The organism is Stenotrophomonas sp. PE591, from assembly GCF_018320795.1.
In the GTDB taxonomy this organism is placed as follows: Bacteria; Pseudomonadota; Gammaproteobacteria; order Xanthomonadales; family Xanthomonadaceae; genus Stenotrophomonas; species Stenotrophomonas maltophilia.
This window is the reverse complement of the sequence record NZ_JAAOKO010000002.1, coordinates 526,710-540,698: the sequence shown is the minus strand read 5'-3', so window position 1 is coordinate 540,698 and position 13,989 is coordinate 526,710. Positions and strand designations below refer to the sequence as shown.

At 68.1% G+C, this 13,989-nt stretch carries 16 protein-coding genes; 11 read left to right on the top strand and 5 right to left on the bottom strand.

Translation table 11 applies throughout. The features are described 5' to 3' along the window. Position 1: 1 nt before the first annotated feature. Positions 2-301, bottom strand: coding sequence for a YciI family protein (locus JLDANKMP_RS07765; protein WP_005410329.1), 300 nt, complete (start codon positions 299-301; stop codon positions 2-4). Positions 302-675: 374 nt separating this feature from the next. On the opposite strand from JLDANKMP_RS07765, the gene JLDANKMP_RS07760 reads away from it, so the two are divergent. The 3 genes from JLDANKMP_RS07760 to JLDANKMP_RS07750 are packed head-to-tail and all read left to right on the top strand — an operon-like array spanning position 676 to position 4,091. Next, the gene (locus JLDANKMP_RS07760; protein ID WP_005410330.1) at positions 676-1,581 is read left to right on the top strand and encodes a ScpA family protein; all 906 of its coding nucleotides are present in this window, start codon (positions 676-678) and stop codon (positions 1,579-1,581) included. 13 nt (positions 1,582-1,594) lie between these two features. Continuing rightward, positions 1,595-2,470, top strand: coding sequence for an SMC-Scp complex subunit ScpB (scpB, locus tag JLDANKMP_RS07755; protein ID WP_212560857.1), 876 nt, complete (start codon positions 1,595-1,597; stop codon positions 2,468-2,470). Continuing rightward, positions 2,463-4,091 carry a pseudouridine synthase gene (locus JLDANKMP_RS07750; protein ID WP_212560856.1) on the top strand — a complete coding sequence of 543 codons (1,629 nt, stop codon included), beginning with the start codon at positions 2,463-2,465 and terminating at the stop codon, positions 4,089-4,091. Before scpB ends, JLDANKMP_RS07750 begins: the two co-directional genes overlap by 8 nt. A gap of 116 nt (positions 4,092-4,207) precedes the next feature. On the opposite strand, the gene JLDANKMP_RS07745 is transcribed toward JLDANKMP_RS07750, so the two are convergent. Continuing rightward, positions 4,208-4,996 carry a helix-turn-helix transcriptional regulator gene (locus tag JLDANKMP_RS07745; RefSeq protein ID WP_212560855.1) on the bottom strand — a complete coding sequence of 263 codons (789 nt, stop codon included), beginning with the start codon at positions 4,994-4,996 and terminating at the stop codon, positions 4,208-4,210. 90 nt (positions 4,997-5,086) lie between these two features. Here JLDANKMP_RS07745 and JLDANKMP_RS07740 point away from each other — a divergent pair, with 90 nt between their 5' ends. Beyond that, positions 5,087-6,214, top strand: coding sequence for an MFS transporter (locus JLDANKMP_RS07740; RefSeq protein WP_212560854.1), 1,128 nt, complete (start codon positions 5,087-5,089; stop codon positions 6,212-6,214). A gap of 95 nt (positions 6,215-6,309) precedes the next feature. Further along, complete coding sequence (locus JLDANKMP_RS07735) at positions 6,310-6,603, top strand: hypothetical protein (RefSeq protein WP_212560853.1); 294 nt, start codon at positions 6,310-6,312, stop codon at positions 6,601-6,603. On the opposite strand, the gene JLDANKMP_RS07730 is transcribed toward JLDANKMP_RS07735, so the two are convergent. The 3 genes from JLDANKMP_RS07730 to JLDANKMP_RS07720 all read right to left on the bottom strand — a co-directional run bounded on the left by JLDANKMP_RS07730 (position 6,590) and on the right by JLDANKMP_RS07720 (position 9,096). Further along, positions 6,590-7,024 (bottom strand): hypothetical protein, encoded by a 435-nt coding sequence (locus tag JLDANKMP_RS07730; RefSeq protein ID WP_212560852.1) that lies wholly within the window; start codon positions 7,022-7,024, stop codon positions 6,590-6,592. The two genes, JLDANKMP_RS07735 and JLDANKMP_RS07730, sit on opposite strands and share 14 nt — an antisense overlap. Positions 7,025-7,127: 103 nt before the next feature. Next, positions 7,128-7,934, bottom strand: a complete 807-nt coding sequence (locus JLDANKMP_RS07725; protein ID WP_212560851.1) for an amidohydrolase — start codon at positions 7,932-7,934, stop codon at positions 7,128-7,130. A 13-nt stretch (positions 7,935-7,947) separates the two neighbouring features. After that, positions 7,948-9,096 (bottom strand): pyridoxal phosphate-dependent aminotransferase, encoded by a 1,149-nt coding sequence (locus tag JLDANKMP_RS07720; RefSeq protein ID WP_049456032.1) that lies wholly within the window; start codon positions 9,094-9,096, stop codon positions 7,948-7,950. A gap of 187 nt (positions 9,097-9,283) precedes the next feature. On the opposite strand from JLDANKMP_RS07720, the gene ccmA reads away from it, so the two are divergent. Genes ccmA through JLDANKMP_RS07690 form a run of 6 tightly spaced genes read left to right on the top strand, consistent with a single transcriptional unit; the run spans position 9,284 to position 13,982 of the window. Then, positions 9,284-9,913: a heme ABC exporter ATP-binding protein CcmA gene (ccmA, locus tag JLDANKMP_RS07715; protein ID WP_005413987.1), complete on the top strand. Its 630-nt coding sequence runs from the start codon at positions 9,284-9,286 to the stop codon at positions 9,911-9,913. Then, positions 9,910-10,605, top strand: a complete 696-nt coding sequence (gene ccmB / locus JLDANKMP_RS07710) for a heme exporter protein CcmB (RefSeq protein ID WP_005410340.1) — start codon at positions 9,910-9,912, stop codon at positions 10,603-10,605. Before ccmA ends, ccmB begins: the two co-directional genes overlap by 4 nt. A 43-nt stretch (positions 10,606-10,648) precedes the next feature. Further along, positions 10,649-11,419 carry a heme ABC transporter permease CcmC gene (gene ccmC / locus JLDANKMP_RS07705; protein WP_212560850.1) on the top strand — a complete coding sequence of 257 codons (771 nt, stop codon included), beginning with the start codon at positions 10,649-10,651 and terminating at the stop codon, positions 11,417-11,419. Continuing rightward, complete coding sequence (ccmD, locus tag JLDANKMP_RS07700; RefSeq protein WP_005410342.1) at positions 11,416-11,604, top strand: heme exporter protein CcmD; 189 nt, start codon at positions 11,416-11,418, stop codon at positions 11,602-11,604. The genes ccmC and ccmD overlap by 4 nt, the downstream gene beginning before the upstream one ends. Then, positions 11,601-12,062, top strand: a complete 462-nt coding sequence (ccmE, locus tag JLDANKMP_RS07695; protein WP_005410343.1) for a cytochrome c maturation protein CcmE — start codon at positions 11,601-11,603, stop codon at positions 12,060-12,062. Before ccmD ends, ccmE begins: the two co-directional genes overlap by 4 nt. Beyond that, entirely contained in the window at positions 12,063-13,982 is a 1,920-nt protein-coding gene (locus JLDANKMP_RS07690; RefSeq protein WP_212560849.1) for a heme lyase CcmF/NrfE family subunit, read from the top strand. The last annotated feature ends 7 nt before the right edge of the window (positions 13,983-13,989 follow it).

Genomic DNA, 13,989 nt, shown 5'->3' with positions numbered 1-13,989 from the left:
TTCACGGCAGGACCTTGCGGAACGGACGCACCTGTACATGGGTGTAGACGCCCGCGGCTACGTAAGGGTCGGCATCAGCCCAGGCCTGGGCCTGCACGAGCGACTCGAACTGCGCGATCACCACCGAACCACTGAAGCCGGCCGGGCCCGGGTCCTCGCTGTCTACTGCCGGGCACGGTCCGGCCAGCAGCAGGCGCCCTTCGTCGCGCAGCGCGTGCAGGCGCGCCAGGTGTTCCGGACGTGCCTGCAGTCGCTGTGCCAGCACGTCCTGGCCGTCATAGCCTTCAATCACATACCACACGGCATTTCCTCGCTTGCGTTGTCGGGTGCGCAGATTCTAGCCAATGCCGCCCTCGCCCCAGCCCGGCTGGACACTGGCGCGACAAAGGCTTACCCTAGACACCATTGCACGTGGCTGGATGCGGCAGCCCGTCGGTTTCTGCGGCCAATGCAGCCCCCGACGACCGTCCCGCTGCTTCGAACCGGACCACCTGGCCGGGCCACGTAGACGACCTCCCCGTAGTTCCGTCGCTGCCGTTTCCTGCGGCGCGTCCTGCTGTTTGATATGTGTGGAATCGCGCCGATCCCGGCGTGTCTGGTGCCGTGGGGCGCCGTGGCGTTGGCCCGGTGAACCCGCTGCCGCGACTGGTCCGATGCAATCCTGATGTCCATTAGATGACTTCCGAACTCGCGCTCGACGCGAACCCGCCAACCCGGCCGCCCGCCCCCCAGCAGCAGGAAATGCCGCTGGCCGTGGTGCATGGGCAACCGGTCCTGCAGATTCCGCAGGACCTGTACATCCCGCCGGACGCGCTGGAAGTCATCCTGGATGCCTTCGAAGGCCCGCTGGACCTGCTGTTGTACCTGATCCGCCGCCAGAACCTGGACGTACTGGACATTCCCGTGGCCGAGATCACCCGGCAGTACGTGGAATACATCACCGTGATGCGCGAGCTGCGCTTCGAGCTGGCCGCCGAGTACCTGGTCATGGCCGCGATCCTGGCCGAGGTGAAGTCGCGCATGCTGCTGCCGCGCCCGGTCAGCGAGGAAGGCGATGAGGCCGACCCGCGCGCCGAACTGGTGCGCCGCCTGCAGGAGTACGAACGCTTCAAGCAGGCCGCCGAGGACATCGACGCCCTGCCCCGCCAGGACCGCGACACCACGGTGGCACACGCCTTCATGCCCGAACGTGCTGCGGTGAAGCTGCCGCCGCCGGTGGACCTGAAGGAAATGCTGCTGGCCCTGCACGACGTGCTCAAGCGCGCCGAGCTGTTCAGTGGCCACGCCATCAAGCGCGAGGCGCTGAGCGTGCGGCAACGCATGGGCGAAGTGCTGGGCCGGCTTGAAGATGGCAAGTTCTACCGTTTTGAAGGGCTGTTCACCGCAGAAGAAGGCAAGCTGGGCGTGCTGGTCACGTTCCTGGCGGTGCTGGAACTGGCCAAGGAACAGCTGCTGGACATCGTCCAGGAAGAGCCGCTGGCGCCGATCTACGTGAAGTCCCTGGCCGCCGGCAACACCAATGCCCCGCTGCAGTTCAGCAGCGAGTTCGACGACAACGACGCCGCCAACGAGAACGAGTGAGCGCTGACTGCCGATGGACCAAACGCTGATCAACCGCATTGTCGAGGGTGCCCTGCTGGCCTCCAGCCAGCCGCTCACCCTGGCCCAGCTGAAAGACCTGTTCCCGGAAGAGGAGCCGGCACCGCCGGGCAGCATCGAACGTGCGCTTGAGCGCCTGCGCGAAGCCTGCGAAGGCCGTGGCGTGGAACTGGTCGAGGTCGCCTCCGGCTTCCGCTACCAGGTGACCGGCGAAGTGCATGGCTGGATCAGCCGGCTGTGGACCGAACGCAAGACCCGCTATACCCGTGCCACCCTGGAAACCCTGGCGCTGATCGCCTACCGGCAGCCGATCACCCGTGGCGAGATCGAGCAGGTGCGCGGCGTGGCGGTCAGCAGCAACATCATCCAGGCGCTGGAGGAACGCGAGTGGATCCGCGTGGTCGGCCACCGCGACGTGCCCGGCAAGCCTGCCCTGTTCGGCACCACCAAGGGCTTCCTGGACTACTTCGGCCTGAAGCGCCTGGACGAGTTGCCGCCGCTGTCGGAACTGAAGGACCTGGGCGAGCTGGAACCCCAGCTGGCCCTGGACCGCGACGCACCGGCCGCCGCCAGTGCCGAGGGTCCGGACATTTCGGCTGGCGCCGATGGCGCTGCTGCCAGCGATGACGCCGGCCTGGCCGGCAGCGACACCCCCGATTCCGCCGACGCAGCGTCTGCGTCGGCTTCCGATGAGCAAGCACCTTCGCCCCTTGATGATGGGCACCCCGATTCCGCGCCGGGCGAGCGCGCGGTGCCCCTGAATGAACGCGAAGACAACGCCGTCGCGATGACGACCGTGGCTGTTGACCAAGCCGATTCCGAACCAGAGGCCGACCCCGAAACCGTCGGCCGGAGCAAAACTGATGAGTGACACCCCCCGTAACAAGCTCTCGCTGAAGCGCGAAGCCACCTCCGAACAGTTCAAGCTGGAAGAGCGCCTGCACAAGGTGCTGGCCCAGGCCGGCCTGGGTTCGCGCCGCGCGCTGGAACAGCGCATCGCCGAAGGCCTGGTCAAGGTCAACGGTGAAGTCGCGCAGACCGGCATGTCGGTCAAGAGCGGCGACAAGATCGAGCTGGATGGCCGCGGCTTCGTCGCCACCGCCCTGGCCGAACCGTCGCGCGTGCTGGTCTACAACAAGCCGGAAGGCGAAGTGACCACCCGCGAAGACCCCGAAGGCCGCCCGACCGTGTTCGAATCGCTGCCGCCGCTGAAGGGCGCGCGCTGGATCGCCATCGGCCGCCTGGACATCAACACCACCGGCCTGCTGCTGGCCACCACCGACGGTGAACTGGCCAACGCCATGATGCACCCGTCGTTCGAGGTCGAGCGCGAGTACGTGGTGCGCGTGCGCGCCCCGGAAGGCGAGGAGAAGGTCTCCGACGCCATCGTCGACCGCCTCGCACGCGGCGTGGCACTGGAAGACGGCCCTGCCAAGTTCGACGAGATCGAACGCATCGGCGGCACCGACTCGCACGACTGGTTCCGCGTCGTGGTGAAGGAAGGCCGCAACCGCGAAGTGCGCCGCCTGTGGGAGTCGCAGGGCTGCCAGGTCAGCCGCCTGAAGCGCACCCGCTACGGCAAGGTGAGCCTGCCGCGCGAACTGGCCCGTGGCCATTCGGTGGAACTGGGCACCGCCCAGGTTGAAGCCCTGCGTGCGCAGCTGAAGCTGGAAGAAGGCGCGCCGTCGGCTCTGACCCTGCAGCCGGTGATCGGCCAGCGTCGCGCCGCCAAGACCACCGTGCGCGTGCGCGAAGGTGGCCGTGGCAATGCCTACGTCAACGGCCATAACACCGCAGACGAAGGCCGCGAGCTGCGTCGCTTCGACAACGTCCGCGAAGACCGCGGCCGTGGCCGCGGCGGCAAGGGCGGCGGTTTCAAGGGTGGCCTGACGGTCAGCGGTGAAGCAGCAGCCAAGCAGTCGCAGAAGCCGTTCAAGCAGCGCACCCAGAAGAACGACCGTTCGCTGCCGGAAGGCAACCCGGCCGCGTTCCGCACCTGGTACGTGCCGGATGGCGTGAGCACGGGCCCGAGCGGCCATCGCAATGCCGGTCCGGGCGCGCGCGGCCCGGGTGCCCGTGGTCCGGGCGCAGGCGGCCAGGGCCGTCCGTACGGCAAGCCGAAGGGTCCGGGCGCCGGCGGCGGACAGGGCCGTGGCGGTTTCGGCGGTGAAGGCCGTGGCGGCGCAGGCGGCCAGGGTCGTCCGGCCGGTGCCGGCAACCGCTCGCAGGGCCAGGGCAACAAGCACCCGTATGGCCATCCGGGCAATGCCCCGAGCTTCCCGTCCGACCACGCCACGCCGGGCTTCAACCCGTATGGCAGCCCCAGGCCGGCGCAGGGCGCCCGTCCGGGCGGTCGCGGTCCGGGTGGTGGCAACCGTGGTCCGGGCGGCAATCGCGGCCCCGGCGGTCCGGGTGGCAACCGTGGCCCGGGTGGCCCCGGCGGCAACCGCGGTCCGGGTGGCCCGCGCCGCAGCGGCCCGCGCGGCGGCTGATCACCGGCACGCCTGAAATGAAAAACCCCGGCGCAAGCCGGGGTTTTTCGTTGAAAAGGGGACGGAGGGGATTAAGTCGTTTTTGCCACGGCCTGTAACAAAGGGGCGAAAGCGACTTAATCCCCTCCGTCCCCTTTTGCGTGGCGCTGGAACGCGGCGGGTGTGGTGCCCGTCATGCCGCGGAAGAAGGCGATGAACGGGCTCTCGGCGGAGAAGCCGGTGTCCTGCGCCACGTGCGCCACGCGCTGGCCCAGCAGCAGCAACTCCATGGCCCGCATCAGGCGCCATTGCTGGCGCCAGGCCTGGTAGCTCATGCCGGTATCACGCTGCATCAACCGGCCGACGGTACGCGCGCTCAGGCCCGTGCGCGCGGCCAGCTCCCCCAGTTCGGGCGGCAGCTGTTCGGCCACCGGGAGGCACCGTGCGATCCGCGGATCACGAGGCAGAGGCAGGTCCATCGGCGCCACCGGTGCAGCAGCGATTTCCAGCACGCACAACGCCAGTTGGTGGTGCGCGCGCGGCGACTGCCAGTCATGGTCGAATGGCGCCTGCGCGATCGGCTCCAGCAAGGCCTGCAGCAGCGACCTCACGCCGATGATCGCCGGCTGCCGGGGCAGCTGGGCCGACAGCGTGGCGTCGAAGTACAACGAACGGTAGTCGACCGCCTGGCGCATCTGCGCGCGATGGCGCAGTCCGCCCGGAATCCACGCGGCGCGCGCGGGCGGCAGCAGGCTGATGCGATCACCGTAGGTCAGGCGCGTGCAGCCCTGCCGGGTATACAGCAGCTGCGCGCGTGCATGCTGGTGCCAACCCGAGTCGTGATCCGCCAGTGAGGCTGCAATCCCCAGCACCGGAGCACTCCAGGCATCGGCGTCGAAGTGCGCGTGCGGCTGCAACCAGGCCATGTCTGATTTCATACATTCGATGACAGGATAGACAGAGTGCGCCATTGCGGACGCGACCACAATGCGGGGCCCTGTTCCTGGAGCGCCCGCATGTCGCGCCGCCTGTTGTTGCTCACCATTGCGCTGCTGATGTTCCCGCAGTTGGCACAGACCCTGTACAGCCCGGCCCTGGCCGATCTGGCCGAACGCTTCGCCCTGCCGCCGAGTGCCGCCAGCCAGGCCATGAGCCTGTACCTGTTCGGCTTCGCTGCAGGCGTGCTGCTGTGGGGGCGCCTGGCCGATCGTATCGGTCGTCGCCCTGCCCTGCTATGCGGCCTGGCCGTGTTCGCACTGGCCGCCTGCGGCGGCCTGCTGGCCAGCACCTTCGGCCAGGTCCTGCTGGCACAGGCACTGGCCGCACTGGGTGCGGCGGCGGCCTCGGTGGTAACCCAGACCGTACTGCGCGACCACCTGCAGGGATCCGCGTTGGCGCAGGCGTTCTCCTGGATCGGCATGGCCCTGGCCCTGAGCCCGGCCATCGGCCTTGCACTGGGCACGCTGCTGGTCGCCGCCCATGGCTATGTCGGCGTACAGTCCGGCCTGCTGCTGATCGCTGCCCTGCTGGCAGTCGCATGCCTGGCGGGCCTGCGCGAAAGCCGCCCTGCACAGACCCCGCACGCGCCCATGCTGCCGCTGCTGCGGGAACTGCTGCGCGATCGCTGGATCTGGTCACACGCGTTGCTGGTGATGGCCTTCAACGTGGCGATGTACAGCTGGTATGTGCTCGGCCCCTTCGTGTTTGCGCGCCTGCACTGGCCAGCCACCTGGTTCGGCGCCAGCGGCGCGGTGCTGGCACTGGGCTCGGCACTGGGCGCGTGGGGCAATGGCCGCCTGCTGCGTGCAGGCGTTGCCGCAACCACGCGCATCCGCATCGCCGCAGGACTGGTCCTGACGGGAGGCCTGCTGGCCGCGCTGCTGCATGATCACCCTGCCCTGATCGCGGCGATGGTGCCGGTGGTGACGGGCTTCGGCCTTGCCATTCCCAATGTGCTCGGCCAGGCCCTGCGCAGCTATCCACACTGTCTCGGCAGCGCAGGCGCGCTGTTCGGCCTGCTCTACTACCTGTTGATCGGTGCGGCAATGGCGCTGGTCGGTGCAGTGCAGATGCTGGCACCGACCGTTATCGCGTGTGGCCTGCTGGCCTTGTGGCTGCAACGGCGGCGTCCCGCTGCAGCCTAGGAATTGCTGCAAAAGCAGCGCACTGTGCTGGCCTTCCGGGAACGGCTTTGATTCCCCGGCTATCGTGCGCGCGCTCCCACACAAGGCAGATGCCCATGATCACCATCACCGCCGAACAGGCCCGCGCCAACGTCGATGCCGCCAAGCGCCCGATCGAACTGTTCTACCCCGATCTCGACAACGCCATCCAGATCGGCTCGGAAAATGGCCGCCGCTACATCGTGTTCGGCTTCAGCCAGGTGATGGCCAGCGAGCAGCTCGTCGAAGACGTGGTCGCACAGCTGCTGAAGAATGGTTTCGGTGTCGAACGGTTGTTGAGCGATTCCGAACAGCACTACATCCGCATCAGCTGGGGAACTGCCGCGCCGTCGCGCCTCAGCGCCGGCTGAGGGTGAACGCGGTGCCGTCCACGCCCAGATCCCAGCCCTTGCCGGTACCGGACAGGGCCAGCGAGATGTCGCCCTTGGTCATCACCTGCGCGTTGCTGGACTTCACCGCACCGGCATGCGCGCCCACCGAGGCGTAAGTACCCAGCAGCTCGTTGACGCTGACTGCGCCGGTGAAGCTGCCACGTCCGTTGGTGATCTTCGACTTGCCCACGGTCAGGCCGCCGCCCTTCATCTCGATGCGCACCGGCATGCTGGCACCATTGCTGCAGGTGACCGTGCCATTGCCGGATGCAGTCTTGTAGATCAGCGACCAGCCGGAGAGGTTGTAGCGCAGCTCGCAGTCGAGGTTGCCAGCGGCGTGCGCGGCCGGGGCCAGCGATGCGGCAGACAGGGCAAGCAGCAGGGCGAAGGGCTTGTTCATGGCAGGACTTCCAGTTCGGTCGGACTGCCGGCGAATCTAGCAGCGCGCGCGTGCACGTTGGATGCAGGCGCACGCGCTGGTGCAGCAGTGTTCAGGCCGGTGCTCAGGCCTGTTCGTCCAGGTGGAAGGCATCGGCATCGAGCATCGCCGGGAAACGCGCGCGGTGTGCGGCCAGCGCCTCAGCCGAGATGGTGGTGGTGACCACCTGTTCGCGCTCGCGGATCTCCACCTGCGGCTGGCCGAGGAAATCCAGCACCGCGCTGTCGCCTGCGTAGTGCAGCTGGTTGCCATCGATGCCGACACGGTTCACCGCCGCCACGAAGCACAGGTTCTCGATCGCCCGCGCACGCAGCAGGGTCTTCCACGCATAGGCGCGCGCCGACGGCCAGTTGGCGACGAAGATCTGCAGGTCGAAATCCAGCTGCTGCGGACGCTCCACGTTGTAGCGGTTGCGGCAGAACACCGGGAAACGCAGGTCGTAGCAGACCTGCGGATTGATCCGCCAGCCCTTCCATTCCACGCTCAGGCGGTCGCGACCGGCGGCATAGCGCTCGTGCTCGCCGCCGTAACGGAACAGGTGGCGCTTGTCGTAGTACTGCAGGTCGCCATCGGGCGTGGCGAACAGCAGGCGGTTGTAGACGCCCTCGCCGTCGCGCAGCTGCACGCTGCCGATCACCGCCGCGTTCAAGGTCCTGGCCTGTTCGCGCACCCAGGCCACGGTCGGGCCGTCCATGCCTTCGGCCTGGGCAATGGCGTCGTTGGAGAAACCACTGGTGAAGGTCTCCGGCAGGATCACCAGGTCGGTGGTGCCGGCCAGCGGTGCGAGCAGCGCACCGTAGTAGGCGCGGTTGCCGGCCGGATCGTGCCAGCGGGTGTCGCCCTGGACGAGGGAAATGCGCAGGTCCTGCATGTTCAAGCCTCGCTCAGAGCAGGCGCAGGCGTTCGATCGCCGCGTCCATCGTTGCTTCATTCTTGGCAAAGCACAGGCGCACCAGGCGCTGGCCGGCCGGCGGGCTTTCGTAGAACGGCGACAGCGGGATCGCGGTCACGCCCTTCTCGATGGTCAGCCACTTCACGAACTCATGGTCCGGCAGGTCGCTGATGGCCGAGTAGTCGACCAGCTGGAAGTAGCCGCCGGGGACCGGCAGCGCCTTCAGGCGGGTGCCGGCCAGCTGCTCGCGGAAACGGTCGCGCTTGGCCTGGTAGAACGCGCCCAGCTCCAGGTGGTGTTCGGGTTCGTCGCGGATCATCGCGGCGAAGCCGTACTGCGCCGGGCCGAAGCTGGTGAAGGTGTTGTACTGGTGCACCTTGCGGAACTCGGCGGTCAGTGCCGGCGGTGCGATCGCATAGCCGATCTTCCAGCCGGTGCAGTGATAGGTCTTGCCGAAGCTGGAGATGACGAACGCGCGCTCGCGCAGTTCCGGGTAGCGCAGCGCCGATTCATGGCGGCGACCGTCGTAGATGATGTGTTCGTACACCTCATCGGAGATCAGGTAGATCTGCGTGCCACGCAGCAGCTCGGCCAGTGCCTGCATGTCCTGCGCCGACAGCATCGCGCCGGACGGGTTGTGCGGGGTGTTGACGATCAGCATGCGGGTGCGCGGGGTGATCGCCGCACGCACGCGGTCCCAGTCGACCGCGAAGGTCTGCGGATCCAGCGACACATGCACGGCCTTGGCACCGGCCAGGTCGATCGCCGGTTCATAGCAGTCATACGCCGGGTCGAGCACGATCACTTCCTCGCCGGCACGCACCACGGCGTGGATGGCGTTGAAGATGGCCTCGGTACCGCCACTGGTGACGGTGATCTCGCTGTCCGCATCGACCTGCGCGCCGTAGCAGTCCAGCGCCTTCTGCGCGATGGCCTGGCGCAGCGGCGCCACGCCGGTCATCGGCGGGTACTGGTTCAGCCCGGCGGCCATCGCCCTGGCGGTCTCGTCGATCAGGCGCTGCGGCGCCGAAAAGTCCGGGAAACCCTGGCCCAGGTTGACTGCGCCGTGTTCGGCGGCGAGCTGGGACATCACGGTGAAGATCGTGGTACCGACCTTGGGCAGCTTGGTGTTCGGTTGCATCGGCCTGGGCTGTGGGGGAACAGGCCTGCGAGTTTACGCAATCCGCGCGTCGGTAGTGCCGGCCGCTGGCCGGCACCCCTGGGACGATCTGCGGCGCCGGGTCGCATCTGCCGGCCAGCGGCCGGCACTACCATCGGCATTCACCGCTACAATTGCCATCGCACTCCGGCATGAAGACCCCTGCCCCTTGAACACCCCTGCATTGCTGGCCGCCAGCGGCCTGAGCTTCTCCCGCAATGACGAGCCGGTGTTCGGCCCGCTGGACTTCCATGTGGACGCCGGCGAAGCCCTGCTGGTGCAGGGCGGCAATGGCGCCGGCAAGACCACCCTGCTGCGCGTGCTGGCCGGCCTGGCCCGGCCCGGCGCCGGCCAGGTGCGGATCGATGGCAAGCCGGCGAGCAATGCCGAACGTGCACGCTACGTGGCCTACCTCAGCCATCTGCCGGCCCTGAAGCCAGACCTGGACACGCTGGAGAACCTGCACTTCCTGTGCGGCCTGCATGGACGGCGTGCGCGGCAGATGCCCGGCAACGCGCTGGCCATCGTGGGCCTGGCCGGTTATGAGGACACCCTCGTTCGGCATCTGTCCGCCGGGCAGAAGCGGCGGCTGGCACTGGCACGCATCTGGCTGTCACCGGCGCCGCTGTGGCTGCTGGACGAGCCCTATGCCAACCTCGACCTGGAGGGCATCACCCTGGTCAACCGGATGATCTCGGCGCACCTGCGCGCCGGCGGCGCTGCGCTGGTCACCACCCATGGCGCCTATGCCGCACCGCCGGTGCGTACCCGCCAGCTCGACCTCGGCGGTGCCGCATGATCGCGCCGGGTACCGAACCAGGCCTGTGGCAGACCGCAGGCGCCCTGCTCAAGCGCGACCTGCGCCTGCTCTGGCGCCGCCGCGGCGATGCGCTGCAACCACTGCTGTTCGCGGTGCTGGTAGTGGTGCTGTTCGCGCTGGCCCAAGGCCGCGAACCACAGCTGCTGGCCGCCACCGCGGGCGCGGTGCTGTGGCTGGCCGTGCTGCTGGCGGGACAGCTGTCGCTGGATTCACTGTTCCGTTCCGACGCCGAAGATGGCTCGCTGGAACAGTGGCTGCTGGCGCCGGTGCCGCTGGCCTGGCTGGTGCTGGTGCGCGTGCTCCTGCACTGGGCGACCACTGCGCTGCCGCTGATCGTGGTCAGCCCGCTGTTGGCCGAAATGCTGCATCTGCCGCATGACCAGCTACCGATGTTGCTGGCATCGTTGCTGCTGGGAACGCCGTTGCTGAGCCTGATCGGTGGCGTGGTCGCCGCACTGACCGTTGGCATCCGACGCTCTGGTATTCTCGTGGCGCTGCTGTCGCTGCCGCTGTACGTGCCGGTGCTTGTGTTCGGCGCCGGCAGCCTGGCGGCAGCCGGACGCGGGCAGGATCCGGTCGGTGCGCTGCTGATGCTGGGCGCCGGCCTGCTGCTCGCGCTGGTGCTGGCGCCGCTGGCCACTGCCGCTGCAATACGTATTTCTCTGAGTTGACCGAGCTGAGAGCCAATCCACCCCTGCTGGATAGCCGCCACGCATGAATCCGATTGTCCGCTGGTTCCACCAACTCGGTTCGCCTCCCACGTTCGACCGTTTCGCTGCCCGCTGGTCGCGGGTGTTCTACCTCGCGGCGGTGCCGGTGCTGCTGGTCGGCATGTGGCAGGCGCTGCTGGTAGTGCCGCCGGAAGCCAAGCAGCTGGACAGCTTCCGCATCCTTTACATCCACGTGCCCAGTGCCTGGATGAGCCTGTTCGTATTCGCGCTGATGGCGCTGTATGCCGCCATCGCGCTGATCTGGCGGATCAAGGTCTGCGAGATCCTTGCCATGGCCTGCGCGCCGATGGGCGCCGGTTTCACCCTGATCACCCTGCTGACCGGCAGCATCTGGGGCAAGGGCACCTGGGGCACCTGGTGGGACTGGGACCCGCGCATGACCAGCGAGCTGGTGCTGCTGTTCCTGTACCTGGGCGTGATCGGCCTCTACCACGCCATCGAGGACCGCCGCAGCGCCGCACGTGCGGCGGGACTGCTGGCCATCGTCGGCGTCAGCCTGCTGCCGGTGATCCGCTATTCGGTGGACTGGTGGGGCGGCCTGCATCAGCGCCAGTCGATCAACGTGTTCGGTGAATCGGCGATCAGCAGCGCGATGATCGCGCCGCTGTGGTGGATGGTGATCGGCACCAAGTTATGGTTCGCCGGTTCGGTGCTGGCCAAGGCCCGCGCCGACAATCTCGACCGCGAGGCCGGCAAGGCCTGGGTCGGTGGTCGCGTCGGTGCCGAACGCCCGGTCCGGGAGGCCCAGCCATGACCCACCTGCCCTATGTGATCGGCGCCTACGCCGTGTTCGTGCTGGTGCTCGGCGCCGATGCCATCGGTTCGTGGCTGCGCCTGCGCGTGGCACGCCGGCTGGCGCTGGCCCGCCAGCAGCGGCAGCAGACCCGCGCCGGCAGGCAGGACGCAGCTGCGCCGCTGTCGACGGAGCTGGAACGATGACCCCGGTACAGCGTCGCCGCTTGGCATGGGTGCTGCTGGCCCTGCTCGCCTCCGGGCTGGCCACTGCGCTGGTGGCGATGGCACTGGAGCGCAACATCGCCTACCTGTACACGCCTTCGGAAGTGCTGCGCGGTGATGTCGATGCGCAGTCGCGCTTCCGCTTGGGCGGCATGGTGGTAAAGGGTTCCTTCAATCGGCCGGTCGGCTCGCTGGAAGCACGTTTCGAAGTGACCGACGGCGACGCGCAGCTGGCAGTGACCACCTCGCGGATCCTGCCGGACATGTTCGCCGAAGGCACGGCGGTGGTCGCCAGCGGCCGCCTGCAGGACGGCACCTTCGTCGCCGACGAAGTGCTGGCCAAGCACGATGAGAAGTACGTGCCAAAGGAAGTGGCCGACAAGATGGGCGATGCCCACCGCAAGCACGATGTGCCGGTGACGGCCCCCGAGGTGCGCTGAGTGCTGCCCGAACTGGGTCAGATCCTGCTGATGTGCGCATTGCTGGCCTCGCTGCTGCAGGCCGGCCTGCCGCTGGTCGGCGCACATCGCAACAACACGGCATGGATGGCGGTGGCACGGCCAGCCGCGCTCGCGCAGCTGCTGCTGCTCGCCGGCGCGTTCGCGGTGCTGACCGCCGCGTTCGTGCAGCAGGATTTCTCAGTGCGCTACGTGGCCGAGAACTCCAATTCGCTGCTGCCGATGATCTACCGCTATTCGGCGGTCTGGGGCGCGCATGAAGGCTCACTGCTGATGTGGGCGCTGGTGCTGGCATTGTGGACCGGCGCGGTGGCGCTGTTCTCCCGGCACCTGCCGGCACCGGTGCAGGCGCGCGTACTGGCGGTGATGGGCATCGTCAGCGTCGGCTTCCTCGCCTTCCTGATATTCACTTCCAACCCGTTCCTGCGCCTGAACCCGGCGCCGCTGGAAGGGCGCGATCTCAACCCACTGCTGCAGGACCCGGGGCTGATCATCCATCCACCGATGCTGTACATCGGTTACGTGGGTTTCGCCGTTCCGTTCGCATTCGCGGCGGCGGCGCTGCTGGAAGGTCGCGTGGATGCGCGCTGGCTGCGCTGGACGCGGCCCTGGACCAACGTCGCGTGGGGCTTCCTGACCCTGGGCATCGCGCTGGGCAGCTGGTGGGCCTACTACGAGCTGGGCTGGGGTGGCTGGTGGTTCTGGGACCCGGTGGAGAACGCCAGCTTCATGCCATGGCTGGTCGGTGCGGCACTGATCCATTCGCAGGCCGTCACTGAAAAGCGCGGCACGTTCGGCAGTTGGACCCTGCTGCTGGCGATCGCCGCCTTCGCGCTGTCGCTGCTGGGCACCTTCCTGGTCCGCTCCGGTGTGCTGACCAGCGTGCATTCGTTCGCCGCCGATCCCTCGCGTGGCCTGTTCATCCTGGTGTTCCTGTCGGTGCTGGTCGGTGGCAGCCTGCTGCTGTACGCGCTGCGCGCCAGCCAGCTGAGCGTGGACGCCGACGACCCGCGCCGTGGTTTCACCGCCACCTCGCGCGAGACCCTGCTGCTGGCCAACAACCTGCTGCTGGCCACGGCCTGCGCGATGGTGCTGCTCGGAACGCTGTATCCGTTGCTGGCCGATGCGCTGTCGCTGGGCAAGATCTCGGTCGGCCCGCCCTACTTCGGCAGCCTGTTCCTGCTGCTGATGGCGCCAATGATCCTGCTGCTGCCGTTCGGCCCACTGGTGAAATGGCAGCGTGACCAGCCCTCGCGCGCCTTCGCGCTGCTGGCACCGTGGCTGGGCCTGGCGCTGCTGCTGGGCGCGCTGGCCTGGTGGCAGGCGCCGCAGAACGGGTGGAAGGCCGGCATCGGCGTGGCCGCTGCGGCCTGGGTCGCACTCGGTACCGCACGCTTCGTCTGGCAGCGACTGCGCGGCAACGGCCGCTTCACCGCCGAAATGCTCGGCATGATCGTTGCCCACGCCGGCATCGCCGTGTTCTTGGCCGGCGCGCTGCTGGTGGAAGCCTTGAACGTGCAGCGCGAAGTGGCGCTGGCCCCGGGCCAGCAACTGGTGGTCGGTCGCTACGAAGTGCGCTTCGAGGGCGTGGACCATCGCGAAGGCCCCAATTTCATCGCCGACCGCGGTCACCTGCGGGTGTTCCGCGACGGCCGCGAACTGGCCCTGCTGCACCCGGAGAAGCGCCAGTACGCCAGCGGCGGCCAGGTGATGACCGAGGCCGGCATCGATGCACGCTTCGACGGCGATGTCTACGTGGCATTGGGCGAGCCGCTGGGCAACAATGCATGGGCGGTACGGGTGCACATCAAGCCGTTCGTGCGCTGGATCTGGCTGGGCGCGCTGTTGATGGCCCTGGGCGGATTCATCGCCGCCGCCGACCGCCGTTTCCGTCGTCCGTAGGAGTTTC

Bases quoted from the DNA above. Each gene is read 5' to 3' on its own strand.
- JLDANKMP_RS07760 (WP_005410330.1), top strand. From the start codon at position 676: ATGACTTCCGAACTCGCGCTCGACGCGAACCCGCCAACCCGGCCGCCC.
- scpB (WP_212560857.1), top strand. From the start codon at position 1,595: ATGGACCAAACGCTGATCAACCGCATTGTCGAGGGTGCCCTGCTGGCC.
- JLDANKMP_RS07750 (WP_212560856.1), top strand. From the start codon at position 2,463: ATGAGTGACACCCCCCGTAACAAGCTCTCGCTGAAGCGCGAAGCCACC.
- JLDANKMP_RS07745 (WP_212560855.1), bottom strand. From the start codon at position 4,996: ATGGCCTGGTTGCAGCCGCACGCGCACTTCGACGCCGATGCCTGGAGT.
- JLDANKMP_RS07740 (WP_212560854.1), top strand. From the start codon at position 5,087: ATGTCGCGCCGCCTGTTGTTGCTCACCATTGCGCTGCTGATGTTCCCG.
- JLDANKMP_RS07735 (WP_212560853.1), top strand. From the start codon at position 6,310: ATGATCACCATCACCGCCGAACAGGCCCGCGCCAACGTCGATGCCGCC.
- JLDANKMP_RS07730 (WP_212560852.1), bottom strand. From the start codon at position 7,024: ATGAACAAGCCCTTCGCCCTGCTGCTTGCCCTGTCTGCCGCATCGCTG.
- JLDANKMP_RS07725 (WP_212560851.1), bottom strand. From the start codon at position 7,934: ATGCAGGACCTGCGCATTTCCCTCGTCCAGGGCGACACCCGCTGGCAC.
- JLDANKMP_RS07720 (WP_049456032.1), bottom strand. From the start codon at position 9,096: ATGCAACCGAACACCAAGCTGCCCAAGGTCGGTACCACGATCTTCACC.
- ccmB (WP_005410340.1), top strand. From the start codon at position 9,910: ATGATCGCGCCGGGTACCGAACCAGGCCTGTGGCAGACCGCAGGCGCC.
- ccmC (WP_212560850.1), top strand. From the start codon at position 10,649: ATGAATCCGATTGTCCGCTGGTTCCACCAACTCGGTTCGCCTCCCACG.
- ccmD (WP_005410342.1), top strand. From the start codon at position 11,416: ATGACCCACCTGCCCTATGTGATCGGCGCCTACGCCGTGTTCGTGCTG.
- ccmE (WP_005410343.1), top strand. From the start codon at position 11,601: ATGACCCCGGTACAGCGTCGCCGCTTGGCATGGGTGCTGCTGGCCCTG.